The following is a 26,921-nucleotide window of genomic DNA, read 5'->3' as shown; positions in this document are numbered from 1 at the left end:
CGGGGACTACCGGGCGACAGCGGGGGTGGGCAGGACGAGTGCCGTCGCGGTCGCGGCGACCCCCTCGCCCCGGCCGGTGAAGCCCAGCGCGTCCGAGGTGGTGGCGGCGACGCTGACCGGTGCGCCGAGCAGCTCCGAGAGCAGCCTCTGCGCCTCTTCGCGCCGCGGCGAGAACTTCGGGCGGTTGCCGATGAGCTGCACCGAGACGTTGCCGACGGCGAAGCCGGCGGCCTCCACCAGCTCGCGGGTCGCGCGGAGGAAGACCTCGCCGTGGGCGTCCGCGAAGCGCGGGTCGGTCGTGCCGAAGCGGGAGCCGATGTCGCCGAGACCCGCCGCCGCCAGGAGCGCGTCGCAGATCGCGTGGGCGACCGGGTCGCCGTCGCTGTGCCCGGACAGGCCCCGCTCCCCCGGCCAGTGGAGCCCGGCGAGCCAGAGCGGCGACGCGTCGTCGAACGCGTGCACGTCCGTGCCGATGCCGACGCGCGGCACGACGACGGCGGGCGGCGGTGCGAGCACCTGCTCGGCGCGGGCCAGGTCCCAGGGGGTGGTGATCTTGAAGGCGAGCGGGTCGCCGGCGACGACGATCGAGGGACCGCCGCGCGAGGCGAGGAGCGCCGCGTCGTCGGTGAACTCCTCCTCCGCCGAGGCGTAGGCCTCGTCGAGGAGCGCGCGCGGGAAGCCCTGCGGCGTCTGCACCGCGGCGAGCTCGGAGCGGTCCACCGTGCCGAGGATCCCGCCGTCGGCGCGGATGCGCTTGATCGTGTCGGTGACCGGCAGACCCGGGATCACTCCGCCGCCCGTCTCCCGGACCGCCGCGATCACCCGCTCGAACTGGTCGACGGGCGTGAGGGCGCGGGCGGCGTCGTGCACGAGCACCGTCTCGACGGTCGGGCCGAGCGCCCGGAGCCCCCGAGCGACCGACTCCTGGCGGCTGGCGCCTCCGGCGACGACGCTGACGGAGCCGTCCGGGGCGCCGGCGGCGTGCGCGAGAGCGGCCGTCTCCTCGAGGAGGGCGGCGGGAGCCACGACGACGATCTGGACCGGCTCCGCGAGCAGCAGCACCGTGCGCAGGCTGCGCTCGAGGATCGTCCTCCCCGCGCAGTCGACGTAGGCCTTGGGGCGCTCGCGGCCGAGCCTCGTGCCGCTGCCGGCGGCGACGACGACGACGGCCGCGGTCGGCGCGCCGGCCGGACCGTTCAGGATGCGAGGACCCCGTCGAGGAGCACGGAGGCGGCGTCCTCGTCGGTCTTCTCGGCCAGGGCGAGCTCGGAGACGAGGATCTGGCGGGCCTTGGCGAGCATGCTCTTCTCCCCCGCTGAGAGGCCGCGGTCGCGGTCGCGGCGGGTGAGGTCGCGGACGACCTCGGAGACCTTGACGACGTCTCCGGACCCGAGCTTCTCGAGGTTGGCCTTGTAGCGGCGCGACCAGTTGGTCGGCTCCTCGACGACCTCGGCGCGCAGGACCTCGAACACGCGCTCGACGCCCTCGCGGCCGATCACGTCGCGGACGCCGACCAGGTCGACGTTGTCGGCGGGCACCTCGATGACGAGGTCGCCCTGCGCGACGCGGAGCTTCAGGTACGTCTTCTCCTGGCCCTTGATCGTCCGGGTCTTCACCTCGGCGATCGTGGCGGCTCCGTGATGGGGGTAGACGACCGTCTCTCCGACCTCGAACTGCATGCGACGTCCTTTCAGCGGCGGACAGATTACCATGCGCGCCGAGCGGGACGGGAGTCCGGACGGGCGGAGCCGCGGTGCTCGCTACGCTAGCCTGGTGTCGGCTCGTGCACAGTGAAGTCGCCCTGTCCGGGGCGAGCGGGGCCGACGATCTGGAGGTTCCTGTGAAGGCGCGTATCGCTGCATCCGTCGTTCTCGCGGTCGGCGTCGCCCTCGCTACCGCCGGCTGCAACCTCGTCGCCCCGCAGGCGACGCGCAAGATCTACGACCCGAGCGACGGAGTCGGCGCGACGATCGGCGATCTCGCCATCCGCAACGCGATGATCGTCTCGGACGACGGCGAGGCCGGCACCCTGATCGTGACGCTCGTGAACTCCACCGATGAGGCGCTGAGCGTCGAGGTGCAGTACGAGGGCTCCGCGGGCCGCACCAGCGACACCGTCGACGCCGTCCCCGGCCGTACCGAGGTCCGCCCCGACAGCACCGAGGCCGTCCAGATGGATGACATCGACACGATCCCCGGCGGCCTGCTCCCCGTCTACTTCCAGTACGGCTCCGAGCAGGGCAAGGAGCTCCTCGTCCCCGTCCTGACGAACGCCCTCGAGGCCTACTCGACGCTGACCCCCGCGCCCTCCGCGACGCCGACCGTCACCCCGACGGCCGACCCCGCCCGGACCGCGCTCCCCACTCCGACCGCCGAGCCCGGCGTCGACGCTCCCACCGCGGAGTAGCCCCCTCCGCCCTCGAGGGCCGTCCACCGCGGTGAGCGGCCCTTCGTCGTCCCCGCAGGTCACGATCCGCCGACTCCGTCGGCCACTCGACCACCATTCGCGCGACGTCCGGCTGCGCGCGTCTCGATACACCGACTCCGCCGACCACTCGAGCACCACGCCCTGAGCGACGCCCCCGCTCGGCTCGTCGCACAGCGACGCCCCCACCCCCGACGGCTCGTCGCGCAGCGACGGCCCCACCCTCAACGGCTCGTCGCGCAGCGACGGCCCCGCCCCTCACCCCTCCAGCACAGGGTTGATCGCGGGTCCTGGCGGGGTGAGCTGCAAGGCGGAGGAGGACGCGATACCTGCGGTATCGCAACCGACGACAACGCCGCAGATCGCCCCGCCAGCGCCCGCGATCAAGCGTCGAAGCGGTAGCCGAGGCCGCGGACAGTAACCAGGAGCACCGGCTCCTTCGGCGTCTTCTCGATCTTCGAGCGGATGCGCTTGACGTGGACGTCGAGGGTCTTCGTGTCGCCGAAGTAGTCGCTGCCCCAGACGCGGTCGATGAGCTGGCCGCGGGTGAGGACGCGGCCCGCGTTGCGGAGGAGCATCTCGAGGAGCTCGAACTCCTTGAGGGGCATCGGGGTCTCGACGCCGTCGACTTCGACCGTGTGGCGTTCGATGTCCATGCGGACGGGGCCGGCGACGACGATCCGCTCCTCACCGGGCTCCTCGGTGCGGCGTCGGAGGACGGCGCGGATGCGGGCGAGAAGTTCGCGGGTGGAGTAGGGCTTGGTGACGTAGTCGTCGGCGCCGAGCTCCAGGCCGACGACGATGTCCACTTCGGAGTCCTTGGCGGTGACCATGATGATCGGGACGGAGGAGCGGGTGCGGATCTCGCGGCAGACCTCGGTGCCGGGCATGCCGGGCAGCATGAGGTCGAGGAGGATCAGGTCGTAGTCGCCCTCGTCGAAGGCGGCGACGGCGCGGTTGCCGTCCTCGGCGACGGTGACGTCGTAGCCCTCGCGTTCGAGCAGGTAGCTGAGGGGCTCGCTGAGGGCGCTCTCGTCCTCGACGAGCAGGATGCTGGTCACGCGTGTTCTCCTATCGGGGCGGTCGCCGCGAAGGGCGTCCGGGCGGGGTCGGCTTCGGGGAGCCGGATGGTGAAGGTGGAGCCGCGGCCGGGCTTGGACCAGACGCGGACGTCGCCGCCGTGGTTCTGCACGGCGTGCTTGACGATGCTGAGGCCGAGGCCGGTGCCGCCGGTGTGGCGGGAGCGGGCCTGGTCGACGCGGTAGAAGCGCTCGAACACCCGGTCGAGGTCCTCCTCCGGGATGCCGATGCCCTGGTCGGTGACGGCGATCTCGACGACTCCGCCGGTGGAGCGGACGCCGATGCCCACGCGGGAGCCGGCGGGCGAGTACTGGATGGCGTTGGCGAGGAGGTTGTGCAGCGCCGAGACGAGCATCTTCTCCTGCCCCACGACGTAGGCCTTCTTCATCCCGCCCTTGACCAGGGTGACGTCGTGCGACTCCGCCATGACGTGGGTGGTCTCGAGCGCCGCCGTGACGACGTCGTCGACGCGGATGATCTCGGCGGAGCCGGCGACGTCGGCGGCCTGGAGCCGGGAGAGCTCGATGATCTCGCGGGTGATCTTCGCGAGGCGGTGCGACTCCTGGGTCAGCCGGTGCGCGAAGCGGCGCACCTGCTGGGGGTCGTCGGCGGCGGAGTCGAGGGCCTCGGCGAGCAGGCCGACGGCGCCGATCGGGGTCTTCAGCTCGTGGGAGATGTTGGCGACGAAGTCCCGGCGGACGGCCTCGAGCCGGCGCGCCTCGGTGTGGTCCTCGGCGATGACGAGGACGTAGCGGGAGCCGAGGCGGGTCGCGTGGACGACGAGCGTCACGGCGGCGTCGGAGAGCGGGCTGGTCGCGAGCTCGAGGTCCTGGACGATGTCGTCGCCGAAGCGGCGGACGCGGTCGACGATGGCGGCGAGGTCGGGGTGGAGCAGCGTGTCCTGCGAGACCAGGCCGAGCGCGACGGCGCGGGTGGACGCCTTCAGCACGTTGTGCGACGGGTCGGTCACGAAGGCGGGCGAGCCGACGGCGTCGATGATCGCCTCGATCCCCTCGGGGAGCCCGACCGAGATCACGTCCTGCGCGATGCGGCCCTGGCGGGCGGCGAGCGTGAGCACGGTCGTCAGAAGGATCCCGATCGCGACACCGAGAACGAGCGACAGAACCACGATCAAGCCCGAATCCACGGACCCAGGCTAACCATCCACCGGGCGTCCCCCTACCGGACGCCCGTCGATCCTCCGGGGGTCGAGTACTGTTCAAACGCCCGGCACCGTCCGTTAACCTGCCGTGGTCATCATGACTGCGCCTGCGCCCACGGAGTGCAGTCGCAGCGGCGTGCGAGGTGCTCGCCGCAGATCCGGCGCCGTCGTCCGCGCGCGCCGTAGAGAGGGTCGAACACAGATGCGCGAAGTTTTCCAGCAGGAGCTGGCCGAGGTCCAGGAACGACTCGTCGAGATCTCCGGACTCGTCGAGATCGCCATCGAGAAGGCGACCCAGGCGTTCAACCACTCCGACGTCACCCTCGCGGAGGACGTCATCGCGAGCGACGCGCGCATCGACGAGCTGGCCATCAGCCTCGACGAGCTCGCGATCGACATCCTCGCCCGGCAGAACCCGGTCGCCCGCGACCTGCGGATCGTCGTCTCGGCGCTGCGCATCAGCGCATCGCTCGAGCGGATGGGCGACATCGCCGAGCACATCGCCCAGCTCTCGCGCTACCGCTTCCCCGACAAGGTGGTCCCCAAGAGCCTGCGTCCGACGTTCGTCGAGATGGGCCGCCTCGACGTGGTCGTCGCACACAAGCTGACCGACCTGCTCCGCTCGCAGGACCCGCGCATCGCCGAGGAGATCCGCGACGAGGACGACAAGATCGACGAGCTGCACGTCAGCGTCTTCGACAAGGTGCTCAGCGAGGCGTGGAAGGGCCAGGCCGCCGACACCGTCGACGCGACCCTCGCCAGCCGCTACCACGAGCGATTCGCCGACCACGCCGTGTCGATCGCCAAGAAGGTCCAGTACCTGATCTCGGGCGACTACTCCTAGTCGACACCTCGGGCTCCGGCCCGTCTCACCGTCCGGCCCGCAGGAACGAGCGTCTCCTGCGGGCCGGACGTGTCCGTGCGCTCCGCCTCCGGGGCTACGGGAACGGCCCGCCGGAGTCGAGGACTCGGGCGGGCCGTTCGCGCGTGCGGGGCGGTGCTACTTCTTGGCGCCCTGGGCGGCGACGGCGGCGGCACCGGCGGCCGCGGCCTCGGGGTCGAGGTAGCGCGCCTCGCCGATGGGCTCGAAGTCCTCGTTCAGCTCGTAGACGAGCGGGATCCCGGTCGGGATGTTGAGCTCCGCGATGTCCGAGTCCGAGATGCCGTCGAGGGTCTTCACCAGCGCGCGGAGGGAGTTGCCGTGCGCGGTGATCATGACGGTCTTGCCCGAGGCGAGGTCCGGCTTGATGTCGGACTCCCAGTACGGGAGCATCCGCTCGATCACGAGCTTCAGCGACTCGGTGCGGGGCAGGGCGTCGCCGAGGTCGGCGTAGCGCTCGTCGTGCGCCTGCGAGTACTGGTCGTCGTCGTCGAGCGGGGGCGGCGGCACGTCGAAGGAGCGGCGCCAGGTCTGGAACTGCTCGGGGCCGTACTCGGCGAGGGTCTGCGCCTTGTCCTTGCCCTGCAGGGCGCCGTAGTGGCGCTCGTTGAGGCGCCAGGAGCGCTTGACGTCGATCCACAGGCGGTCGGCGACCTCGAGGGCGATGTTGGCGGTCTGGATCGCGCGCGTCTGGCGCGACGTGTAGACGATGTCGGGGTGCAGGCCCGCCTCGGTCAGCAGCTCGCCGGCGCGGGTGGCCTCCGCGACTCCCTGCTCGGTCAGGCGCACGTCGACCCAGCCGGTGAAGAGGTTCTTCTGGTTCCACTCGCTGTTGCCGTGGCGCACGAGGATGAGGGTGTAGGTCTCGGACATGCGTCCAGCTTAGAGGCGGCCCCCTCACCCGCGGATACGCTGGAGAGCATGCCCATCGGAGCCGTCACCCGCGGAACGACGGGCACGAACCGCCTCCGCCGGGTCGACCGCCGGCTCGCCGAGCTGCCCGTCCTGCGCAGCACCGCCTCCCCGCTCGTCGTCGATCTCGGCTTCGGGGCGAGCGCGGTCACCACGCTCGAGCTGCACCGCCGGCTCGTCCGGGCCGCGCCCGACGTCGAGGTGCTCGGCCTCGAGATCGAGCCCGCACGGGTCGACACCGCTCGGCGCCAGCTCGCGCGGGTGAGGGAGGGCGGCACGCCGTTCCCTGCGGACGCGCGCGTGCGCTTCGAGCGCGGCGGCTTCGAGGTGCCCCTGCCCGCGGGGCGGCGGGCAGGCGTCATCCGCGCCTTCAACGTGCTCCGCCAGTACGACGAGGACGCGGTTCATAGAGCCTGGGCGACGATGACGGACCGTCTGCAGCCCGACGGCGTCCTGGTCGAGGGCACCTGCGACGAGATCGGCCGCATCTGCACCTGGATCGAGGTCGGCCGGGAGGGCCCGCGCTCGCTGACCCTCTCGCTCCGGCTCGCGGCGATCCCCTCGCCGATGACGGCGGCCGAGCGCCTGCCGAAGGCCCTCATCCACCGCAACGTGCCCGGCGAGGGCGTGCACGCCTTCCTCTCCTCCCTCGAGCGGGCGTGGACGCTGAACGCCCCTCTCGCCGTCTACAGTCCGGGTCAGCGGTGGATCGCGACGGTCCGGGACCTCCGGCCGGAGTGGCCGGTCCTCGGCGGGCCGCGGCGCTGGCGCCTGGGCGAGGTGACGGTCGCGTGGGAGGCGGTCGCCCCCTCCTGCTGAGCGCCGGGCCTGAGCACCGGACCTCCTGAGCCCTAGGCGAGCGGGGGCAGAGCGGCCCGAGCCTCGGCGGGAGCGGCGCCGGTCGCCGTGAGCAGGTCGACGACGAGCGGGCGGAGCAGGACGAGCACCGTCTTCTCGGCGAGGCGCGCCTCCGGGATCAGCCGCTGGGGGTCGAGCGTGGTCGCGAGCAGCACGAGGTCCTGACGCGCCAGGGCGAGCACCGACGGATCGGCGACCGCGCGGCCGAGCAGCGCGATGCCCGGGCCGAGGGCGGCGACCGCTCCGGCGAGCGCCGGCCGCGGGGCGCCGTCCCCGACGAGGAAGTCGGTGCGGCGCGCGACGATGCGCAGATCACGGGTCGCGAGGTCCAGCGCGGACAGCATCACGGCCTGGCGGGAGAGCTCGCCGCGGTGCCGGCGGACGAACGGCGAGATCCGGGCGACGCCGGTAGCGGAGTCGAGCGCCGCGGTCCAGCCGTCGATGACCGGCTGCGTCCCGCGGATCCGCTCGAGGGCCGCGGTGGACGCCGAGGAGTCGCCCCGGCGGAGCGCCTCGGCCAGCTCCTCCACGGTCCGGCTGAGCGCGGTGAGGAGCCGGTGCGCCTCGGCCCGCGCTGTGCGCAGCGGCGGGCGGGGCACGATCGCCGTGCAGAGCAGCGCCGCGAGCCCGCCGATCAGGCCGTCGACGCTCCGGGTGAAGACGCCTCCGTCCGGCGCAGGGAGGACCATCACCAGCATCGCCTGGGTCCCGGCGGCCACGGCGAACCCCGGCGAGGGCGAGAGGGCCCGGCCGAGCGTGAAGACGATCGCGAGGACGACGGCGAGCTGCCAGACGCCGCTCCCCCACAGCAGGAGCAGGACCTCGCTGGCCGTGATACCGATGAGCATCCCCGTCGCTGTCTCGGCCACCTGCTTGGGACGGGTGTCGCGCGCGATGCCGAGGCTCGAGATCGTGGCCGTCAGCGCCAGCACCGGCGCGGGGTGCCCGAGGAGGAAGTGCGCGACGGAGTAGGCGAGGGTCGCCGCGAGCACGATCTGCAGCACTGCGGGGAGCGACGCCCCCGCGCGGGCGAGGGCGCGCGCGGGACTCAGCTCGGGGGCCCGGACGAGACCGCGCAGCCGCTCGGCCGCCCGGCCCCGCTCGGCGGGACGTGCGGCCACCACGGCGTGGCCTACCTGGTCGTCGCCCCGAGGCGGGGCAGGCGGGGCACTCCCGCCTCCGCTCCGGCTCCCGGCGGGACCACGACCTCCTGGGCCGCGGCCACGCGCGAGTCGCCGGCCAGCACGGTCAGCTCGAGGTCCACCGGGACGCTCCGCTTGACGACCGCGAGAGCGACCGGTCCGTCCTCGTAGTGCCAGGCGCTCGAGGTGACCGTGCCGACCTCGACCGGCTCGCCGCCCTTGAGCGCCGTGACGATGTCGCCGTGGGCGGGGAGGACCGAGTCGGAGCCGTCGAGCTGCAGCAGGACCAGGCGCCGCGGCGGGTGCCCGAGGTTGTGCACCTTCGCCACCGTCTCCTGGCCCCGGTAGCAGCCCTTGGCGAGATGCACGCTCGAGCGGAGGAGGTCGAGCTCGTGCGGGATGGACCGCTCGTCGACCTCGGTCGCGTGGCGCGGGCGCCAGGCGGCGATGCGCAGCGCCTCGAGGGCGTCGACTCCCGCGAGGGCCACTCCCACCCCGACGGCCGTCTCCGCGAGGGCCTCGAGGGCCGCTCGCGGGACCAGGACCTCGCGCAGCTCCCAGGAGGCCCCGGGGTGCTCTGTGGTCAGCGCGTACTGCCAGCCGCCCGGCTGGACCTGCGACCACGGGTCGCTCCAGACGACGGGCTCATCGGCCAGGGACAGGGCGAGCGTCAGGGCCGGCCCGTCGCCGAGGGCGGCGAGGGTCGCGAAGTCGTCGGTGCGGTCGGCGACCTCGACGCGGAGCATGAAGCGCATCCGGTCGAGCCAGGCGGCCAGGCCGGCCGTCTCGTCGCGGTCGAGCAGGAGCCAGGCGGTCTCGCCGTCGTCGACGAGGCGGATGACGTGCTCGATCCGGCCGGTCGGGTCGAGCAGGAGCGTCTCGGCGGACGCGCCGGGAGCGAGGCGCGAGACGGCCTGGCTGGTGAGCGAGTCGATCCAGGTGAGACGGTCCGGCCCCGTGACGGTCACGACGCCGCGGCCGGAGAGGTCGACGAGCGCGGTGCCCGCGGCGAGAGCGCGCTGCTCGCGGAAGGGCTCGCCGTAGTGGGCGGCGACGCCGGGCTCGGCGGCGCTCGTCGTCGCGACCGCGCCCGGGGCGGCCAGGAGCGGGGAGAGCGCGTCAGTCGACACGGGCGAGCCGTCCGGAGGAGTGGGTCCGCAGGCCCTGGCCGAGCGCGGCGATGTCCCACGCCCACAGCAGGTGGTCGTCGACCAGGCCGTAGAGGCGCGTGGCGGCGGCGTAGTCCTTCGCCGCGGCGGTGCGCATCACCGCGTCGGTCGCGAGGTCGATCCGCGGCCCCTTGACCTGGCCGAGGTAGAGCTCGCTGACCCCGTCCGGGTGCACGAGCGAGACCTCGATGTCGAACCCGCCGGCGGCGTTGCGCAGCGTCTCGACGGACTCCGCGTCGGGGAAGGCGGGTGCGCCGCGGCCGGGCAGCATTCCCGGGCCGGCGTCGGAGTCGGTCAGCGCGCGGCTGAGGCGCCAGTAGCCCGTTTCGGTGACCAGGGGCCGGGGCGCCTCCTCGGCGCCCTCCTCGATCAGCCACGTGTAGGAGTTGTAGTTGAGGTACGGGAGGCCGTCGTAGCTGAAGCTGATGCGATGGCCGAACTCGGCCTGGACGGAGTCGTCGCCGATCGTGTAGTCGATGACGCCCGAGCCCTCCCAGACACCGAGCAGCCAGGACAGGGGGACGAGCTCGGGCGGCAGGCCCGACGGAAGCGAGATCACTCGGGCTCCGGCGGCGGCTAGCGCTGGCCGCGGTAGAGCTTGTAGACGACCACGCCGGAGACCCACGCGATGGCGAGGGAGGCGAGCCCGAGCAGACCGAGGTAGAAGAGTTCCAGGGCGAGAAGCATTCGCTCATCCTACCCGCCGGTTCCGACGCCGGGGCGGGGCGGACGCGGCCGCTCAGGCGGTGCGGATCCGGGCGCTCGGGACGGGAGGGCGCGACCGCTCAGGCGGGGAGGAGGAGGGCGATCCCGCTCGCGACCGCGACCACGGCCATCGCTCCGACGATGCTCGTCATCGCGCGGAGGAGGTACCCCTCGGCGCGGGCCACGGCGAGCTGCACCGCGAAGGTCGCGAGCACGCAGCCGCCGAACGTCAGCGCGAGCCAGAGCTGCCGGGACTCCGGAGCGGCGATCGCCAGCGTCAGCACGGAGCCCGCGAGTGCGAGCGCCCAGACGACTCCGATGCCCACCCGATCCCTGCCCATCCGACAATTGTGCCCCAGGCGGACGCCCCTCCCGGCCCGCCGCTAGTATTGCGGGCAGACCAGTTCTGGAGGATCCGTGGCGCAGTTGTTGATACTGACCTCGGCGGGAGGCGCCGAGGTGCTCCCCGCACTGGGGCTCCTCAGCCACCGGACCCGGCAGATCCCCGCGGAGCCCGCCCAGCTCGTGAACGCCCCGAGCTGCGATCTGATCCTGGTCGACGCGCGGCAGGACCTCGCCAGCGCCAAGTCGCTCTGCAAGATCCTCACGACCACGGGCATCAACGTCCCCCTCATCCTGATCCTCACGGAGGGCGGGCTCACGGCCGTCTCGGCCGACTGGGGCGTCAACGACGTCATCCTCGACTCGGCCGGCCCCGCCGAGGTCGACGCCCGCATCCGCCTGGTGATCGGCCGGCTGGCGCAGGAGCAGTCGACCTCGCGCATCCAGGCCTCGGGCGTCGTGATCGACGAGGCAAGCTACTCCGCCAAGGTGCACGGGCGCCCGCTCGACCTCACCTTCAAGGAGTTCGAGCTCCTCCGCTTCTTCGCCACGCACCCCTCGCGCGTCTTCACCCGCGAGCAGCTGCTGAGCGAGGTGTGGGGCTACGACTACTTCGGCGGCACCCGCACGGTCGACGTGCACGTGCGGCGCCTCCGCGCGAAGCTCGGCGACCTGGAGTCGCTGATCGGCACGGTCCGCAACGTCGGATATCGCTTCAACGTGTACGAAGAGGACAATGAGCGAGTCGCTCAACCTGTCCGTTGAGGATCTGGCCGATCCCGCGGTGGCGGCCGGCCTCGAGCACCTGATCGGGCGCGCCGCCTGGTTCGACCACCAGCCCCCCTTCAGCGACCAGACGCTCGTCGACGCCCGGGCCGGCTCGCGCACCCTCCTCGTGGGGCTGCGCGCCGACGTGGTCGTGGCGGCGGCGATCCTCGGGCAGGGCGAGCTGGAGTTCGTCGTCGATCCGGAGTGGCGCGGGGTCGGCTTCGGCACCGCGACCCTGGAGCAGGTCCTCGCGAGCGGCCGGACGGGCCTGCTCGCCTGGGCGCACGGCGACCACCCCGCCGCCCGGGCCCTCGCGGCCTCCCACGGCTTCGCACCGGTTCGCACCCTCCTGCACCTCGAGCTCGAGCCGCTCGCCGCCCCCGAGGTCCGCGTCCCCGAGGGCGTCGTCCTCTCGGACGCCCGTGACCTCGCTCCGGCCGAGTGGATCGCCCTGAACGCGCGGATCTTCGCCGCGCACCCCGAGCAGGGGCGGATGACGGAGGAGGACCTGGCGGCCCGCCGCGCCGAGCCGTGGTTCGACGAGGGCGACTTCCTCCTGCTCCGCGACGTCGACGGCACGCTCCTCGGATACGACTGGCTCAAGATCGAGCCCGGATCGACGACCGGCGAGATCTACGTCCTCGGGGTCGCCCCCGAGGCGGCCGGACGGGGACTCGGCCGCACCCTGCTGAACGCCGGGCTCGCGCGGATGCTCGAGCGCGGCTGCACCGCGGCCGACCTCTACGTCGAGGCCGAGAACCGGTCGGCGGTGGCGCTCTACCGCTCGCTCGGGTTCACGGACGCCTCCGTCGACGTGCAGTACCTGCAGCGCGCCGCGCCGCTGCGCTGAGCCGGCACTCCTCCACAGGGCCTCCCCCGGCCCCGTTCATCCGGCATTCACGAGCGGCGGCGCGGAGCGGACGGACGCGGTGCCAGGATGGTCGCATGGACGGCGACAACCTGCTTCTCGAAGACGGTCTCAGCGATGACCTCGACGACGACTTCGACGACGAGGAGGAGCACTCGGACCCGCTCCTCCCCGACAACCGCTACCTCGACCGGGAGCTGAGCTGGCTCGCGTTCAACCAGCGCGTGCTCGAGCTCGCGGAGGATCCGCTGGTTCCGGCGCTCGAGCGGGCGAACTTCCTCGCGATCTTCTCGTCCAACCTCGACGAGTTCTTCATGGTCCGGGTCGCCGGCCTCAAGCGCCGCATCCTCACGGGGCTCGCCCTGCCGACGAACATCGGGCGCGTGCCGGTCGACGTGCTGACCGACATCTCGGAGAAGGCGCACCTGCTGCAGCAGCGCCACTCCCGAGCGTTCAAGGAGCTCGTCGAGCCCGCCCTGCGCGACGGCGGCATCGACCTCGTCCGCTGGGACGAGCTGAGCGACGCCGAGCGCACCGTGCTGGACGACTACTTCTCGGCCCAGGTGTTCCCGGTGCTGATGCCGCTCGCGGTCGACCCGGCGCACCCGTTCCCCTACATCTCTGGCCTCTCGCTCAACCTCTCGGTGCGGGTGCGGAACCCGAAGACGCAGAAGGTCGAGTTCGCGCGCCTCAAGGTGCCGCAGATGCTCCCCCGCTTCGTGCGGATCGCCGGCGTCGCGGCGCCGGGCGAGCCGATGCGGTTCATCTCGCTCGAGGACCTGATCGCCAACCAGCTGGACGACCTGTTCCCCGGCATGGAGATCCTCGACCACCACGTGTTCCGGGTGACGCGCAACGAGGACGTCGAGGTCGACGAGGACGAGACCGAGAACCTGATCAAGGCCCTCGAGAAGGAGCTGCTGCGCCGCCGGTTCGGCCCGCCCATCCGCCTCGAGGTCACCGACGACATGGACGACGAGACGCTGGGCCTGCTGGTCCGCGAGCTCGACATCACGACGCAGGAGGTCTACAAGCTCCCGGCCCCGCTCGACCTCAGCGGGCTCTTCAGCCTGCAGAAGATCGACCGCCCGGACCTGAAGTACCCCAATCACGTCCCGACGACGGCGGTGCAGCTCTCGCCCAGCGAGCCCAACCAGCGGCAGGACGTCTTCAAGGCGGTCTCCCGTGGCGACGTGCTCCTGCACCACCCCTACGAGTCCTTCGCGACGAGCGTGCAGTCGTTCCTCGAGCAGGCGGCGGCCGATCCGGACGTGCTCGCGATCAAGCAGACGCTCTACCGCACCTCCGGCGACTCCCCCATCGTCGAGGCGCTCATCGACGCGGCCGAGTCGGGGAAGCAGGTGCTCGCCCTGGTCGAGATCAAGGCGCGCTTCGACGAGCAGGCGAACATCTCGTGGGCGCGCAAGCTCGAGAAGGCGGGCGTGCACGTGGTCTACGGGCTCGTCGGGCTGAAGACCCACTGCAAGCTCGCGCTCGTCATCCGCCAGGAGAAGGGCGGAGTGCTCCGCCACTACTCCCACATCGGCACCGGCAACTACAACCCGAAGACCTCGCGCATCTACGAGGACCTCGGACTCCTGACGGCCGACCCCGAGGTCGGCAAGGACCTCACGCGCCTGTTCAACGAGCTCTCGGGCTACGCGATCGAGAAGAAGTTCAAGCGCCTGCTCGTCGCACCGCGCCACCTCCGGAAGGGCCTGCTCAAGCGGATCGCCGCCGAGACCGAGAACGCCCGCGCGGGGCGGCCCTCGGGCATCCGGATCAAGGTCAACTCGATCGTCGACGAGTCCGTGATCGACGCGCTCTACCGCGCCAGCCAGGCCGGCGTGCCGGTCGACGTCTGGGTGCGCGGCATCTGCGGGCTGAAGCCCGGCCAGGAGGGCCTCTCCGAGACCATCCGCGTGCGCTCGATCCTCGGCCGCTACCTCGAGCACTCCCGCATCTTCAGCTTCGTCAACGGCGGCGAGCCGGACGTCTTCATCGGCAGCGCCGACATGATGCACCGCAACCTCGACCGCCGCGTCGAGGCACTGGTGCGGATCGTCGAGCCGGCGCACCTCAGCGAGATCGACGACATGTTCGAGCGGGCGATGGACGAGCGGACCGCCTCCTGGTGGCTCGGCCCGGACGGCGACTGGACGCGGCACCACCTCGATGAGGAGGGCGCTCCGCTCGCCGACCTGCAGAACCAGCTGATGCAGCACATCACCCATCGCAAGCGCGCGGCGACACGGTCCGCCAACCGGGCCTCCAGCCGCTGACGCCCGTGACGGGCACCGTCTACGCAGCAGGAGCGGTGTGCTGGCGGATCATCGAGGGCCGCCCGCACATCCTCGTGATCCACCGGCCGCACCGCCGGGACGTCAGCCTGCCCAAGGGCAAGGTCGACGCGGGCGAGTCCCTCCCGGAGACCGCGGTCCGCGAGATCCGCGAGGAGACCGGGCTCTCGGTGGCGCTCGGGGTGCCGCTGGGGTGCACCGAGTACACGCTGCCGAGCGGGCGCCCGAAGGCCGTCTACTACTGGGCGGCGCAGGTGACCGAGAAGGCCGTCCTGGCGTCCGACTTCCTCCCGAACGACGAGGTCGAGGCGCTCGAGTGGGTGACGCTCAAGCGGGCCCGGAGCTACCTGACCTATCCGCACGACGTGACGATCGTCGACGAGTTCGCCCGGATCGCCGCACGCGGTGCGCTCGAGACCTTCGCGATCGTGGTCCTGCGGCACGCGAAGGCGGTGCCCGCCTCCTCCTGGGACGGCCGCGACTCCACCCGCAGCCTCACCGGGCGCGGCCGGGTCGAGGCCGCTGCCGCCGCTCAGGCCGTGGCCGCCTGGCGCCCGCGCCGCCTCGTCTCGAGCACCGCCAAGCGCTGCCGGTCGACCATCGCCCCGCTGTCCGGTCTGGTCAGGAAGCCGGTCAAGCTGCGCGACGACCTCAGCCAGGAGGCGCACGAGCAGGGCACCGCCGACGTCCGCGCCCTCGTCGGCAAGCGGGTCCGCGCCCGCCGCACCGCCGTCCTCTGCAGTCACCGGCCGGTGATCCCCGAGATCCTGCGCGAGATCGCCCTCGCCACGGCGACTCCTCTCGGCGCCTACCTCGACGAGGCAGCAGCGCTCCCGACCGGGGGCTTCGCCGTGGTTCACCTCTCCACCGGCCACCCCGGCTCCGGCATCGTCGCGATCGAGACGCACACGCCGCTGGCCTGACCCGCCCGGGCCGCGCTGCGCGACCGGCTCGACGGGTCCGTCCGCACCGGGCCGGTCGCGCAGCCGGGACGCGCCCGACGCACCGCGCCTTCCCCGCCGCCCCGTCGCTCCGCAATCCCCGAGGCGGACCCGTTCACCGCGCGTTCACCGAGCGGTCGGTGCCAGGACACGACCCCTCCGTACTCTCGCTCGCGGGCTGCACCAGGCCCTGTTCTGTTTTCCACGCTTTCCTACCCGAAAGGGATACTTGTGAGATTCTCGCGTCTCGGCCAGGCGGCCGTCGTCGCCGCCGTCGCAGCGATCACGCTGACCTCCTGCGCTGCCAACGAGGCACCGGCCGCAGGCGGCAGCTCCGGCTCGGCCACCACCTCCACGCTCTCCGGCACCATCACCGGGATCGGCTCGTCCGCTCAGGGCACCGCGCAGACCACCTGGGCCGCCGCGTTCCAGACCGCGAACCCCGAGGTCACGGTCAACTACGACCCGCAGGGCTCCGGCGCCGGCCGCACCAACTTCATCGACGGCGCCGCCGACTACGCCGGCTCCGACTCCGCGCTCAAGGACGAGGAGCTCGCGGGCACCTTCGCCGCCTGCGCCCCCGACACCAAGGCGATCGACCTCCCGGTCTACATCTCGCCGATCGCGGTCATCTTCAACGTGGAGGGCGTCGACGAGCTCAAGCTCGACGCGGCCACCATCGCTGGCATCTTCAAGGGCACCATCACCTCCTGGGACGCCCCGGAGATCAAGGCCCTGAACCCCGACGCGACCCTCCCGTCGGCGAGCATCACCTCCGTGCACCGCTCGGACGACTCGGGCACCACGCAGAACTTCACCGACTACCTCGCGGCCACCGCGAGCGACGTCTGGGACGCTCCTGCCGCGCAGACCTTCCCGTACCAGAGCGGTGACGGCGCCAAGGGCACCTCGGGTGTCGTCGACGCGGTCAAGAACGGCACCAACACGATCGGCTACGCCGACGAGTCCGGCGCCCAGGGCATGGACATGGCCCAGCTGAAGGTCGGCGACGCGTTCTCGACCATCTCGGCCGACGGAGCCGCGGCGGTCGTCGCCGCCTCGCCCATCGCCGAGGGCCGCGAGGACAACGACCTCGCGATCAAGATCGACCGCACCGGCACCGAGGCGGACGCCTGGCCGATGGTCCTGGTCAGCTACCTCATCGTGTGCCAGGAGTACGCGGACGCCGACAAGGGCGAGGTCGTCAAGTCCTTCGCCTCCTACGTCGCGAGCGAGGAGGGCCAGGAGGCCGCCGCCGCTCAGGCCGGCTCCGCTCCCCTGAGCTCCGAGCTCGCCTCGACCGTCGCCACCGCGATCGAGTCGATCAAGTAGTCCCACCGGCAGGGCCCGTCTCGCAGCACGATCCGCGGGACGGGCCCCGCCTGTGCCGGGCTCGACCCACCGGACGCCCCCTCCGAGCCCTAGCATCTCCCTGTGCGCCCCGCCGAACCCCTCGTCTGAAGAGAGTCCCCTGGAATGGCAACTGAGACCGTCGTCCGCCCGAAGGCGAAGGTGCGTGTCGGAGATCGGGTCTTCTCGATCTCGACCGTCGCCGCCGGCTCCCTCATCCTCCTCGTCCTCGCCGCCGTCGCGATCTTCCTGATCGCGCAGTCGATCCCCGCGTTCACCGCGCCGGCCGGCAGCCTCCCCGGCGACGCGACGAGCTTCTGGGCCTACGTCGGCCCCCTGGTGTTCGGCACGGTCTGGTCGGCGGTGATCGCCCTGGTGATCGCCCTGCCGCTCTCGATCGCGATCGCCCTCTTCATCTCGCACTACGCGCCGCGCCGCATCGCGATGGCCCTCGGCTACGTGGTCGACCTCCTCGCCGCCGTCCCCTCGGTGGTCTTCGGCCTCTGGGGCGCGACCGTGCTGGCGCCGATGGTGCAGCCCTTCTACCTCTTCCTCAACGTGAACATCGGCTGGTTCCCGCTCTTCGGCGGCCAGGCGTCGGGCACCGGCAAGACGATCCTCACCGCCTCGGTGGTGCTGGCCGTCATGGTCATCCCGATCATCACCGCGGTCTGCCGCGAGATCTTCCTCCAGGCCCCGCGCCTGCACGAGGAGGCGGCGCTCGCGCTCGGCGCGACCCGCTGGGAGATGATCCGCATGGCCGTCCTGCCCTTCGGCGCCCCGGGCATCGTCTCGGCCGCCATGCTCGGCCTCGGCCGGGCCCTCGGCGAGACGCTCGCCGTCGCGATGGTGCTCTCGCCCGCGACGGTCGTCTCCTTCCTCCTGCTCACCTCGCAGAACTCGAACACCATCGCCGCGAACATCGCGCTGCAGTTCCCGGAGGCGAGCGGAGTCGGCGTCAACGTCCTCGTCGCCTCGGGCCTCATCCTCTTCGTCATCACCCTCGTCGTGAACTCGGTCGCGCGGTTCATCGTCAACCGCCGCAAGGCCTTCTCGGGAGCCAACTGATGTCCGCCGCCACCTCGTCGATGCCCTTCTCGCTGCAGGCGGGCAAGCTGCCCAAGGGCACCCCCTGGATGCTGCTCGTCGGCAGCTGGGTCGTGTTCGCCGCCGTCTTCCTGATCCTCCAGGCGGCCGGCATGATGAACGACTTCAGCCTCGTCGGCGCGATCTTCTGGGGCACCGTCCTCTTCGACGTCGCCATCTACGTGGTCTCGCGCCTGGTCGAGGGCGGCCGCAAGGCTGTCGACCGCCTCGTGACCTCGCTGGTCGCGACCGCGTTCATCATCGCGCTGCTCCCGCTGATCTCCCTGCTCTACACGGTCGTCTCCAACGGAGTCGCGCGGTTCGATCCGCTCTTCTTCTCCTCGTCGATGCGCAACGTCATCGACGCGGGCGGCGGCGCCCTCCACGCGATCATCGGCACGCTCGAGATCACGGCCATGGCCGCGCTGATCTCGGTGCCGATCGGCCTGCTCACCTCGATCTACCTCGTCGAGTACGGCCGCGGCCACCTCGCCCGGGCGATCACCTTCTTCGTCGACGTGATGACGGGCATCCCCTCCATCGTTGCGGGCCTGTTCGCGTACGCGCTCTTCGCGCTGCTCCTCGGGCCCGGCGTCCGGATGGGCTTCGCCGGCTCGATCGCCCTCGCCGTGCTGATGATCCCCGTGGTCGTCCGCTCGTCGGAGGAGATGCTGAAGCTGGTCCCGAACGAGCTGCGCGAGGCGTCCTACGCCCTGGGCGTGCCGAAGTGGCTGACCATCGTCAAGATCGTGCTGCCGACCTCCATCGCCGGCATCACGACGGGCATCACCCTCGCGATCGCCCGCGTCATCGGCGAGACCGCCCCGCTGCTCATCGTCGCCGGCTTCACCGCGTCGATGAACTACGACCTCTTCAGCGAGCGGATGATGACCCTCCCGGTCTTCGTCTACACGCAGTACGCGAACCAGGGCCCCGACGCCGAGGCGTTCCTCAACCGGGCCTGGACCGGCGCGCTGGCCCTCATCCTGATCGTCATGGCGCTGAACCTGGTCGCCCGCCTGATCGCGAAGATCTTCGCCCCCAAGCTCGGCCGCTGACACCCACCACTCGGCTCCGGCCGGATTCCCCGAAGGAAGCAATGTCCAAGCGCATCGAGGTCAACGACCTCAACGTCTACTACAGCCAGTTCCTCGCGGTGGAGGGCGTCTCGCTCGCCATCGAGCCCCGCACGGTCACCGCCTTCATCGGCCCGTCCGGCTGCGGCAAGTCGACCTTCCTCCGCACGCTCAACCGCATGCACGAGGTCATCCCCGGCGCGCACGTCGAGGGCGAGGTCCTGATCGACGGCAACAACCTGTACGGCCCGGGCGTCGACCCGGTGCAGGTCCGCCGGCAGGTGGGCATGGTCTTCCAGCGCCCCAACCCGTTCCCGACGATGTCCATCCGGGACAACGTGCTGGCCGGTGTGAAGCTCAACAACCGCCGCATCTCGAAGTCGGACGCGGACGCGCTCGTCGAGCGCTCGCTCCAGGGCGCGAACCTCTGGAACGAGGTGAAGGACCGCCTCGACAAGCCGGGCTCCGGTCTCTCCGGCGGCCAGCAGCAGCGTCTGTGCATCGCCCGCGCGATCGCCGTCTCCCCCGACGTCCTCCTGATGGACGAGCCCTGCTCCGCCCTCGACCCGATCTCGACCCTCGCGATCGAGGACCTCATCGAGGAGCTCAAGAACGACTACACGATCGTCATCGTGACCCACAACATGCAGCAGGCCTCGCGCGTCTCGGACCGCACCGCGTTCTTCAACATCGCGGGCACCGGCAAGCCGGGCAAGCTCATCGAGTACGACGACACCGCGACGATGTTCTCGCGGCCGTCCGTCCAGGCGACCGAGGACTACGTCTCGGGCCGCTTCGGCTGATCCGCCGCAGACGAGAGCGAGCCGCGTCCCTCCGGGGTCGCGGCTCGCTCTCGTTCCACCGCGTTCCCTCCGGGAACGAGAAGAGCCGCACTCCGTCATCGGAGTGCGGCTCTTCTCGTGCTCGGGCCGTCAGGCGATGTCGATCGCCAGTATCGGATCGGTGGTCGGAGTCGGCGAGCCGCCGGCGTCCTCGACCGTCACGGCGACGACTCCGCCCTCGGTCAGGCTCCCCTCGAGCGGGGCCACGGTGCTGCCCTCTCCCCCGTCGAACGTCCCTGCGGCGACCGGACCGGATGAGCCGATGTACCAGAGCTCGTAGGTCTTGTCCTCCGGCAGCGGCGCCAGGTCGTCCACCACGAGGGCGGAGCGGCCGAGCGAGCTCGACCAGACCAGCGTCGCCTGCTCGCCGGTGGCGACCGTGCCGGTCGTCTCCTGCGCGTCGGGGGCGCTGCGGATCTGCTCCAGAGCCGTCTGCTGCTGCGTCTGGCCGGGGCCGGACGAGAGCAGCGGCGGGAGGGTCACTCCGCCGACCACGATCACCGCGGCGGCCGCGGCCGCCGAGAGGTAGACCGCGGGGCGGGCGAACCAGCGGCTCCGGGCGCGGTTCGCGGCGCTGCCGCCACCGTCCCGGCGAGCCGTCGGACCGCTCCGCTCGCCCTCGGAGGCGACGGGGACCAGACGGGGCGCGGCGGGCGCCTCGTGGTCCTCGTCGGGCTCCTCCAGCGGCAGCTGCGGAGTGGTGGCGATGAGCGCCATCAGGTCGGCCTTGAAGCCCGGCGAGGGCTCCACGGCGGGTGCGTCGGCGACCAGCGCCTCCGCCACCTCGGCGAACGCGTCGGCCTCGCCGCGCGCCTCCGGGTGCTCGGAGAGGAAGCGCTCGTAGCGCTCCTGCTCCTCGGGCGTCAGGATGCCCAGTGCGTGACCCGCCGCGAGATCGCGCGGGTCGTCCATCCCGTCGGGGAGTCGCACATCGTTCACAGGGCCACCCCCATCTCTTCTCGAAGTCTGATCATTCCGTCACGCAGGCGTGTCTTGACGGTTCCCACGGGGCACTGCAGGATCCCCGCGATCTCGCTGTGCGAGTATCCGCCGTAGTAAGCGAGCTGCAGCGCCTGCCGCTGCAGTTCCGTCAGGCGGCCCATGGCGGCCGCGACCTTCTCGTGCTCGAGGGACACCTCCGCCTGCTCGGAGACCTGGTCGTAGTCGCGTCCGAGGTCTCGGATTCCGATGCGCATGTCCCGATCACGGCCGGCTTGAGCCGCGCGGACCCTGTCGATGGCCCTGCGGTGTGCCATCGTGAGGATCCAGGTCGTCGCGCTTCCTTTATTCGGAGCGAAACGCCCAGCGGTTTGCCAGATCTCGAGGAAGACCTCCTGGGCCACCTCCTCGGACTGGGAGCGGTCGACGAGGACGCGGATGATCAGGCCGAGGACCCGGCCGGCCATCTGGTCGTAGAGCGCGGCGAACGCGGCCTGCTCTCCCCCGGCGATGCGCTCGAGGAGGACAGCCGCCTCCGCTGTGGTGTCGTCCGTCATCAGCCCCGCCTCGCCCGCGCCCGGGCTGAAAGATTCCGCGTCATCCAGAAGGCTGTCACGGCCAGGCCTGCAACGACGACCGACACCTCGATCGGATGCGTCACGAATCGGACATCCAGCGCCAACGTGCCGATCGGCACGAGCGCGGGGTCGCCCAGCCGGGGGGCCAGCCAGAGCGAGATCACGGCCACCGCCGCAGCGGTGATGCCCGGATAGCTGCGCGGGCGGATGAGGACCCAGAGCCCGGCGAGCACGTCGAGGACCGCGAGGACGCGCATCACCGTGCCCTGCGAGAGCGAGACCCCCGCGGCGAACTGGGCGCCCTCCGCGTCGTCGACGCTCGGCGCGGCGAGGAGGTAGAGGGCGGCGACGACCAGCAGCCCCGCCCCCGCCCAGACGCGCGCGCCGATCCGGAGAGCTCTGCTGTTCTTCATTCCGCTGGCGCCTGTCTGTGGGGACTCGGGCGAGGATCGACTCCTCCTGGGCCCTCGCCTCGCGCACCGTGGCGGCGATGCGAGCAGAGAAGGGGCCGGACCGCAGGAACGCCTCTCGGCGCGAGGCCGCTCGAAGCGGCTATAAGTGGAGCCCGGGGTTACTGCGATCCGGCTTCCGCCAGTCTACCAAAGGCCTCCGCGGTGGCGGCGAGCGGCGTTCGCAGTGGGTGAACGCGGGTTGCGCGTCACTCCAGGGAGTCGCTCCGCCACAGCCGCGCACAGCTCACGAGCTCGGCCGCGGTGGTCGAGAGGCGCAGGGCGCGGGTGGTCAGCTCGCTCGCCCGGGCGGGGTTCACCGGCTCCACGTCGTCGGCGACCGAGACGGCTCCGGAGGCGCTCACGCGGCAGAACGCCGCGGCGCGGTCCAGCGCCACCGCGAAGTCGCCGTCGAAGACGCCGCGGAGGATCCGGTCGGCCAGCTCGGTGATCTCGGCCGGCCCCGTGGGAGTGCTGGCTCCGGCGACCACCGGGTCGATCGTGGCGGACAGCTCGACTCCGCGCTGGTAGAGGAAGCTCGTGCTCTCCGGGTCCTGCCGGATGACCAGCCGCAGCAGGTAGATCCGCCAGAGGGCGCCCGGCAGGCTCGCCGCGCTGGAGCGCGCCCAGAGCTCGGCGAGCGCGTCGATGCCGTTGTGGTCGGTGTACTCGACCAGGCGGTCGATGACCACCGGGTCGGGGTCGTTCCGGACACGGCTCAGCAGCGCGATCGCGGTCTCGTGGGCGACGCGGCTGATCTGCGCCGGGTCCTCTCCTCCCTGGAACGCCTCGAAGACGTGGGAGGGGAACTTGGTCGGCTTGTGGAAGCCGTCTGTCATGGGGCCGCCTTCCGCGGTCGTACGCGCGGACGCTCTCGCGCTCGCGCTCCGTAGGGGGTTCGAGGAGGGTAACGCCCACGGCTGGGCGGGTATGCCCGCGCGGAGGACGCGGTCCGCTCCGGGATCGTCCGCGCTCCGGGCCGCACCTGCTCCGGCCGCACCTGCTCCGGGGGCGTCGACGGCCCGCTACCCTGGAGCGCGCGGGCCTCTAGCTCAGTTGGCAGAGCAGCGGACTTTTAATCCGCGGGTCGTCGGTTCGAGCCCGACGGGGCCCACTACTCCCCCGGAATCGCGCGGATGCGCTAGCGCGCTCTCTTCCGCGCCCCGCACAAACCCCTCGGAATGGCGCTCGTCGCTCTACGTCTCTCTGCGGCGTTGGGCTCGCCGGTCGTCCGGGAGTGCCTAGACGGCTTGAAAGGCCGGGAGCGGCTCCATCACCGGCTCTCCGGCTACCCCTCGTCGCGCTGGTGGTCCCGCCACGTTTCGATCGAGTAGCGGTCGGGGCCAGCGGCGTCGCGCCGGGCGCTTGCGACTGCGGCTTCTGCGGCCTCACACGTGGCGAAGATGCCGACGACGTCGGGCCCTGTCGCCCAGAGACGGGTGACGGTGACGAGGTGATGCGCGGCGGGGGTCATGCGTCCAGGGTGACGCGACCTAGCGACAGTCGGAGCGCTAGGCGCGAACCGGGACCGCGGTGGCGCGCCTGTCGGCCCTCCTGTACCTCTGGGGTTCCCTGCGTCCGGGAGTGCTCAGGCGGCGTGAAAGACCGCCACGGGGTCCGTCACCGGCTCCTGGCGTGCGTTGTAGTTCAGGGCGCCCGGACGGCACGGGTTCGCGACGATCTTCCGGCGCAGCCACTCCGTCAGGACGTCCTCGTCGATCTCCACGCGGTGCGTGCCGAGCCGGCGATGAGGCATCCCCTCGCGCAGCCAGTTCTGAACCGTCGTTCGGGTCCGCTTCACCCGCCGAGCAGCTCCACGGACGGAGTACGCGGTCACGCTGCTCGCTCCCCGAACCGCGACGCCCGCTGGTTCGTGAGCTTCGTCCGCAGCCACAGCGTCAGGTCGTCCTCCCGGATCCGCACGTCGTACTCGGAGGGGCGCTCGTGCGGGAGTCCCTCACGGAGCCACCGCTGGACCGTCACGCGATCGCGTTTGATGCGCCTCGCCGCCTGCCGGACGTTGAACACAGAAGAAGCCTCGACCATGCAGTCATTCTGCACGATCGAGGCCCCCCTCTGAAGGACTGCTACCCGATTGGAGCCTACCAGCGGCCCCGCTGCGAATTCGAGTCTCGGCGGTCGAGGGCATCGTTGACGATGATGCGTGCGCTGCCGTCGGCCATCTCCCGCATGACGCCGAACAGTGTGCCGCCGTCCATGACGATCGGGATGTCACGGGCGGGGGCCTGCTGCTGCTGAGCAAGCTTCGCGTTCGACAGCTCGATCAGTCTGTTCAGTCGACCCTCGTCGACCACGGCCTCCGAGCGTCCGGCCTCGGCCAGACGCACGACGGTGCCGCCCTCGACCGGCAGCACAACGGCGCCACGGGCGAGCTCGGGCGGATCGCCGAAGCCGCCGCCACCGCCCCCGCGGGCTGCAGACATGTCGGGGCCCTTCACCCCGCCGAACAGGCCGTTGATGACGGCGACCGCGTCGCGGGCGAGGCCGATGGCGCCGTCGATGAACCCCTTGATGTTGGCGATGGAGTCCTGCACGAAGCCCTGCACGCCGGAGGCGAGCCCGTTGAAGAAGTCCGTGATGGAGTCGCCGACGTCGCGAGCTGAGCTTTCCGTGAGACCGAAGTTCTTAAGGAGGTCCGCCACGAAGTCGCCGATGGCGCCGGCCACCTTTGCCTGCATCGCGATGATGCCCTCCCAGACGTCGGACCAGAGAGCGCCGATAGCGTCGAGCGCGCCCGACAGGTTCCCGGAGAGCAGCCCGGAGATGAGCAGGATCGCGGTCTGCAGGATCCCGTTCATGAAGTCCGCGGCCGTCGTGAGGGAGGCGACGAGGATCTCGACGACCGGCTTGATGAGCTCGAGTGCCGGTACCAGGATGTCTGACGCGACACCCGCGAGGAGCGTCAGGGTTTCGAGGAACGGGACGATCAGCGGCGCGAGAGCGGACAGGAGCTCCGCTGCGACCGGCAGCGACTCCGTGAGAACAGGCAAGACTTCCTCGATGAGAGGAAGCAGCGCCGGAATGATGTCGGAGAGCCCCTGCACCAGCGGAGGCAGGAGAGTCGTAGCGACGTCCGACAGCACCGGCGCGAGGTCCTGAAGCAGCTGTGTGAACGCGTCGCCCAGGACCGGAATCAGCGGCTCGAGCGCCTCGAGAACTTCCGTCACGACGGGCGCGAGCGCCTCGAAGCCCGCGCCGAGGACGCCGCCGAGATTCTCGCCGAGGATCCCCGCGAACGTGCCCACGGAGCCCAGAGCGTCAGCGAGAGCCGGCAGCGATGGACCAATGGCGTCGATGCCGGCGAGGAGGCCGTCGAAGAGACCTGTCAGCCCGGACTCGAACTCGGGGCGTGCGAGGGCGTCGGCGATTCTCCCGATGAACTCGCCCAGGCCGGAGCCGGCTCCGCCCAGGATGTCGGCGATGGCCGGTGCGAGGGTTCCGACGAGATTGCCGAGAGGGGCGAACGCGGAAGCGAGGCCGGCAGCACCCGCCGCGCCGCCCGTGAACAGCGTTGTCAGCGCCTCCTGCACGCCGGAGGACTTGAACACGTCTGCGATGCCGGCGAGGCTCGAGGCGAGCGTCGCGATGCCGCCACCACCTGCAGCCTGAGCCGCGTCCGCGATCGAGGAGATGATCGATCCGGCCGACAACAGGACCGAGCCGAGCTCCTGAGCAGCCGTGATGCCGGTGTCGATCCAACCCTTGAGCCGGCCGTCCGCGGCCGCGGCGCCGACGAGCTCGTCGAACCGGGTGGTGAGGTCCGAGATCCACTGCGCGAGGCGGGGGAGGTAGTCGGAGCCGACGAGGCCGAGATTGACGAGGGCCGAGGCGAAGGCCCCGGTGCCGCTCGAGGCGATCGCGATGCTCTCGTTGAGCCGCCCGAACATGCGCTCGAGGGCGGCGCCAGAGAGGGCGGACTGGAAGCCCTGTGCGAGCGAGGCGGTCCAGGATCCGAGGGCGCCGGCCGTGCCGGCTAGGCCGTCCCGGATGCCGGGGAAGATCGAGTCGGAGAGCTCGCGGAGAGGCTGCGCGGCCTGGTCCCAGAACCCGTCGCCGATGACGTCGCCGAGGCCCTTCCACCGGTCGATGACGTCGCCGAGCCGGTCGTCCATCTGCGACAGCGCGACCGCGAGGACAGCGACGGAGACGCCGGCGCCGACGATGAGGGCCGGCGCGAGGGCCGACACCGCGAGGATGGACGACAGGCTCGCGGCGAGCGTCGCAAGACCCCCGCCAGCCGAGATGCCCACGGCGGCGAGAGACGCGATCGACGACGCGACGGCCGCGATCTTCGGGAGCGCGCGGTCCAGATTCGCCAGGCGCTCCCCGACGCCCTTGAACAGGTCAGCGCCGAGACGAGCGCCGGACAGCGCAGCGAGAGCGGTCCCGACCTTCGCCAGGGATCCCGGCGCGATCGAAGCGGTGATCGACACCGTCCGGGGCCGCGTCACGGCGGCGAGGCGCGCCGAGGCGATCCCCGCGTCGACGTCAGCGTTCAGCGCGACTGACTCACCGTTCCACCGGTCATGCAGGCGCTTCAGGCTGCGCTCGAAACCGTCGGTGTCCGCGTCGACCTTGATTGACGCGGACACGGTCTTTTCGACCCGGCGCAGCGTCGCGAGGAGATCGTCGCGGAACTTCGTCGCGTCGGGGAGGACACGGATCGTGACCCGCCCGACTGACTTGCCGCCTACGCCCGGCATCAGCTGTCACCACCCTGCGAGAGGTCGCGCTCGAGGCACAGAAGCGTCGCCTGCTCGTGAGCGCCCTCCTGCACCTCCGACGCGAGAAGCGTCGGCACGTGCTCGTACAGCGTCTCCACCATCGCCACGGTCACGTCGAGGAAAACCTGCGTCGCCTCCGTCGTGTCGAGCTCGTAGCGGTGAGCGACGTCGAGCACGACAGCTCGCTGCTCCTCGCGGGTCATCACTCGAGCGAGCAGCGCGTGGTACGCCTCGTTCGTCGCGGCGATCAGATCAGGGTGGTCGGCAGCACGGTTCGGCAAAGCATCGCTCCTCGTTGTGGGTA

Annotated in this window: 29 protein-coding genes and 1 tRNA gene; 12 read left to right on the top strand and 18 right to left on the bottom strand. The window is 71.4% G+C overall.

Translation table 11 applies throughout. The features are described from left to right. Positions 1-6 precede the first annotated feature (6 nt). Positions 7-1,203 (bottom strand): 2-C-methyl-D-erythritol 4-phosphate cytidylyltransferase, encoded by a 1,197-nt coding sequence (gene ispD / locus C5B95_RS06945; RefSeq protein ID WP_181068026.1) that lies wholly within the window; start codon positions 1,201-1,203, stop codon positions 7-9. Further along, complete coding sequence (locus tag C5B95_RS06940) at positions 1,197-1,679, bottom strand: CarD family transcriptional regulator (protein ID WP_104348788.1); 483 nt, start codon at positions 1,677-1,679, stop codon at positions 1,197-1,199. The genes ispD and C5B95_RS06940 overlap by 7 nt, the downstream gene beginning before the upstream one ends. A 161-nt stretch (positions 1,680-1,840) precedes the next feature. Between C5B95_RS06940 and C5B95_RS06935 the strand changes: the two genes are divergently transcribed. Continuing rightward, positions 1,841-2,407 (top strand): hypothetical protein, encoded by a 567-nt coding sequence (locus tag C5B95_RS06935; protein WP_104224588.1) that lies wholly within the window; start codon positions 1,841-1,843, stop codon positions 2,405-2,407. A 401-nt stretch (positions 2,408-2,808) separates the two neighbouring features. Here C5B95_RS06935 and C5B95_RS06930 read toward each other — a convergent pair whose 3' ends face one another. Both C5B95_RS06930 and C5B95_RS06925 read right to left on the bottom strand, forming a co-directional pair. After that, positions 2,809-3,486 (bottom strand): response regulator transcription factor, encoded by a 678-nt coding sequence (locus C5B95_RS06930; RefSeq protein ID WP_104227263.1) that lies wholly within the window; start codon positions 3,484-3,486, stop codon positions 2,809-2,811. After that, positions 3,483-4,652 (bottom strand): cell wall metabolism sensor histidine kinase WalK, encoded by a 1,170-nt coding sequence (locus C5B95_RS06925; protein WP_104224692.1) that lies wholly within the window; start codon positions 4,650-4,652, stop codon positions 3,483-3,485. The genes C5B95_RS06930 and C5B95_RS06925 overlap by 4 nt, the downstream gene beginning before the upstream one ends. Positions 4,653-4,869: 217 nt before the next feature. Between C5B95_RS06925 and phoU the strand changes: the two genes are divergently transcribed. Continuing rightward, positions 4,870-5,511 (top strand): phosphate signaling complex protein PhoU, encoded by a 642-nt coding sequence (gene phoU / locus C5B95_RS06920; protein ID WP_104348787.1) that lies wholly within the window; start codon positions 4,870-4,872, stop codon positions 5,509-5,511. Positions 5,512-5,667: 156 nt separating this feature from the next. On the opposite strand, the gene C5B95_RS06915 is transcribed toward phoU, so the two are convergent. Next, positions 5,668-6,420, bottom strand: coding sequence for a phosphoglyceromutase (locus C5B95_RS06915; RefSeq protein ID WP_104224694.1), 753 nt, complete (start codon positions 6,418-6,420; stop codon positions 5,668-5,670). A 48-nt stretch (positions 6,421-6,468) separates the two neighbouring features. Here C5B95_RS06915 and C5B95_RS06910 point away from each other — a divergent pair, with 48 nt between their 5' ends. Then, the gene (locus C5B95_RS06910) at positions 6,469-7,278 is read left to right on the top strand and encodes a class I SAM-dependent methyltransferase (protein ID WP_104348786.1); all 810 of its coding nucleotides are present in this window, start codon (positions 6,469-6,471) and stop codon (positions 7,276-7,278) included. A gap of 32 nt (positions 7,279-7,310) precedes the next feature. On the opposite strand, the gene C5B95_RS06905 is transcribed toward C5B95_RS06910, so the two are convergent. From C5B95_RS06905 to C5B95_RS06890, 4 genes are all read right to left on the bottom strand, one after another. After that, a complete protein-coding gene (locus tag C5B95_RS06905; RefSeq protein ID WP_104291657.1) occupies positions 7,311-8,441 on the bottom strand; it encodes an aromatic acid exporter family protein in 1,131 nt (376 codons plus the stop codon). 8 nt (positions 8,442-8,449) lie between these two features. Beyond that, complete coding sequence (locus C5B95_RS06900; protein WP_104348785.1) at positions 8,450-9,589, bottom strand: folate-binding protein YgfZ; 1,140 nt, start codon at positions 9,587-9,589, stop codon at positions 8,450-8,452. After that, the gene (locus C5B95_RS06895; RefSeq protein ID WP_104224698.1) at positions 9,579-10,187 is read right to left on the bottom strand and encodes an FABP family protein; all 609 of its coding nucleotides are present in this window, start codon (positions 10,185-10,187) and stop codon (positions 9,579-9,581) included. The genes C5B95_RS06900 and C5B95_RS06895 overlap by 11 nt, the downstream gene beginning before the upstream one ends. A 226-nt stretch (positions 10,188-10,413) precedes the next feature. Continuing rightward, complete coding sequence (locus C5B95_RS06890; RefSeq protein WP_146076503.1) at positions 10,414-10,674, bottom strand: hypothetical protein; 261 nt, start codon at positions 10,672-10,674, stop codon at positions 10,414-10,416. A gap of 76 nt (positions 10,675-10,750) precedes the next feature. Between C5B95_RS06890 and C5B95_RS06885 the strand changes: the two genes are divergently transcribed. From C5B95_RS06885 to pstB, 8 genes are all read left to right on the top strand, one after another. Next, a complete protein-coding gene (locus tag C5B95_RS06885) occupies positions 10,751-11,440 on the top strand; it encodes a winged helix-turn-helix domain-containing protein (RefSeq protein ID WP_104224700.1) in 690 nt (229 codons plus the stop codon). Further along, positions 11,412-12,293 carry a mycothiol synthase gene (gene mshD, locus C5B95_RS06880; protein ID WP_104224701.1) on the top strand — a complete coding sequence of 294 codons (882 nt, stop codon included), beginning with the start codon at positions 11,412-11,414 and terminating at the stop codon, positions 12,291-12,293. The genes C5B95_RS06885 and mshD overlap by 29 nt, the downstream gene beginning before the upstream one ends. 95 nt (positions 12,294-12,388) lie before the next feature. Continuing rightward, positions 12,389-14,593 (top strand): RNA degradosome polyphosphate kinase, encoded by a 2,205-nt coding sequence (locus C5B95_RS06875; RefSeq protein WP_104224702.1) that lies wholly within the window; start codon positions 12,389-12,391, stop codon positions 14,591-14,593. Between the two features lie 5 nt (positions 14,594-14,598). After that, positions 14,599-15,534, top strand: a complete 936-nt coding sequence (locus C5B95_RS06870; protein WP_104348784.1) for an NUDIX domain-containing protein — start codon at positions 14,599-14,601, stop codon at positions 15,532-15,534. Between the two features lie 249 nt (positions 15,535-15,783). Further along, positions 15,784-16,884, top strand: coding sequence for a phosphate ABC transporter substrate-binding protein PstS (gene pstS, locus C5B95_RS06865; RefSeq protein WP_104348783.1), 1,101 nt, complete (start codon positions 15,784-15,786; stop codon positions 16,882-16,884). Positions 16,885-17,028: 144 nt separating this feature from the next. Further along, entirely contained in the window at positions 17,029-17,970 is a 942-nt protein-coding gene (gene pstC, locus C5B95_RS06860) for a phosphate ABC transporter permease subunit PstC (protein WP_104227270.1), read from the top strand. Next, the gene (gene pstA / locus C5B95_RS06855; protein ID WP_104224706.1) at positions 17,970-19,046 is read left to right on the top strand and encodes a phosphate ABC transporter permease PstA; all 1,077 of its coding nucleotides are present in this window, start codon (positions 17,970-17,972) and stop codon (positions 19,044-19,046) included. Before pstC ends, pstA begins: the two co-directional genes overlap by 1 nt. Before the next feature lie 41 nt (positions 19,047-19,087). Beyond that, entirely contained in the window at positions 19,088-19,867 is a 780-nt protein-coding gene (gene pstB / locus C5B95_RS06850) for a phosphate ABC transporter ATP-binding protein PstB (protein ID WP_104224707.1), read from the top strand. Positions 19,868-19,996: 129 nt separating this feature from the next. Here the strand turns inward: pstB and C5B95_RS06845 are convergent, their stop codons facing one another. From C5B95_RS06845 to C5B95_RS06835, 4 genes are all read right to left on the bottom strand, one after another. After that, a complete protein-coding gene (locus C5B95_RS06845) occupies positions 19,997-20,845 on the bottom strand; it encodes an anti-sigma factor domain-containing protein (RefSeq protein ID WP_146076502.1) in 849 nt (282 codons plus the stop codon). Next, the gene (gene sigK, locus C5B95_RS06840) at positions 20,842-21,402 is read right to left on the bottom strand and encodes an ECF RNA polymerase sigma factor SigK (RefSeq protein WP_104224709.1); all 561 of its coding nucleotides are present in this window, start codon (positions 21,400-21,402) and stop codon (positions 20,842-20,844) included. The genes C5B95_RS06845 and sigK overlap by 4 nt, the downstream gene beginning before the upstream one ends. Beyond that, positions 21,402-21,836: a hypothetical protein gene (locus C5B95_RS17415; protein WP_104224710.1), complete on the bottom strand. Its 435-nt coding sequence runs from the start codon at positions 21,834-21,836 to the stop codon at positions 21,402-21,404. Before C5B95_RS17415 ends, sigK begins: the two co-directional genes overlap by 1 nt. A gap of 245 nt (positions 21,837-22,081) precedes the next feature. Further along, on the bottom strand, positions 22,082-22,711 hold the full coding sequence (locus tag C5B95_RS06835) for a DNA-directed RNA polymerase subunit beta (protein ID WP_104227273.1): 630 nt from the start codon (positions 22,709-22,711) through the stop codon (positions 22,082-22,084). A gap of 202 nt (positions 22,712-22,913) precedes the next feature. Between C5B95_RS06835 and C5B95_RS06830 the strand changes: the two genes are divergently transcribed. After that, positions 22,914-22,986, top strand: a tRNA-Lys gene (locus C5B95_RS06830). 174 nt (positions 22,987-23,160) lie between these two features. Here the strand turns inward: C5B95_RS06830 and C5B95_RS06825 are convergent. The 5 genes from C5B95_RS06825 to C5B95_RS06805 form a co-directional block, all read right to left on the bottom strand. Next, positions 23,161-23,346 carry a hypothetical protein gene (locus tag C5B95_RS06825; protein WP_104348782.1) on the bottom strand — a complete coding sequence of 62 codons (186 nt, stop codon included), beginning with the start codon at positions 23,344-23,346 and terminating at the stop codon, positions 23,161-23,163. Between the two features lie 114 nt (positions 23,347-23,460). Next, positions 23,461-23,673, bottom strand: a complete 213-nt coding sequence (locus C5B95_RS06820; protein WP_104348781.1) for a hypothetical protein — start codon at positions 23,671-23,673, stop codon at positions 23,461-23,463. A gap of 32 nt (positions 23,674-23,705) precedes the next feature. Further along, entirely contained in the window at positions 23,706-23,918 is a 213-nt protein-coding gene (locus C5B95_RS06815; RefSeq protein WP_219813829.1) for a hypothetical protein, read from the bottom strand. A 56-nt stretch (positions 23,919-23,974) separates the two neighbouring features. Next, positions 23,975-26,596 (bottom strand): hypothetical protein, encoded by a 2,622-nt coding sequence (locus tag C5B95_RS06810; RefSeq protein WP_104348779.1) that lies wholly within the window; start codon positions 26,594-26,596, stop codon positions 23,975-23,977. Beyond that, positions 26,596-26,898 (bottom strand): hypothetical protein, encoded by a 303-nt coding sequence (locus C5B95_RS06805; protein WP_146076500.1) that lies wholly within the window; start codon positions 26,896-26,898, stop codon positions 26,596-26,598. The genes C5B95_RS06810 and C5B95_RS06805 overlap by 1 nt, the downstream gene beginning before the upstream one ends. Positions 26,899-26,921: the final 23 nt, after the last annotated feature.

Origin of the sequence: Rathayibacter sp. AY1A7 (assembly GCF_002930845.1) — a bacterium.
GTDB lineage: Bacteria > Actinomycetota > Actinomycetes > Actinomycetales > Microbacteriaceae > Rathayibacter.
The sequence above is the reverse complement of the archived record's forward strand: the minus strand, read 5'-3'. Positions and strand labels throughout refer to the sequence as shown.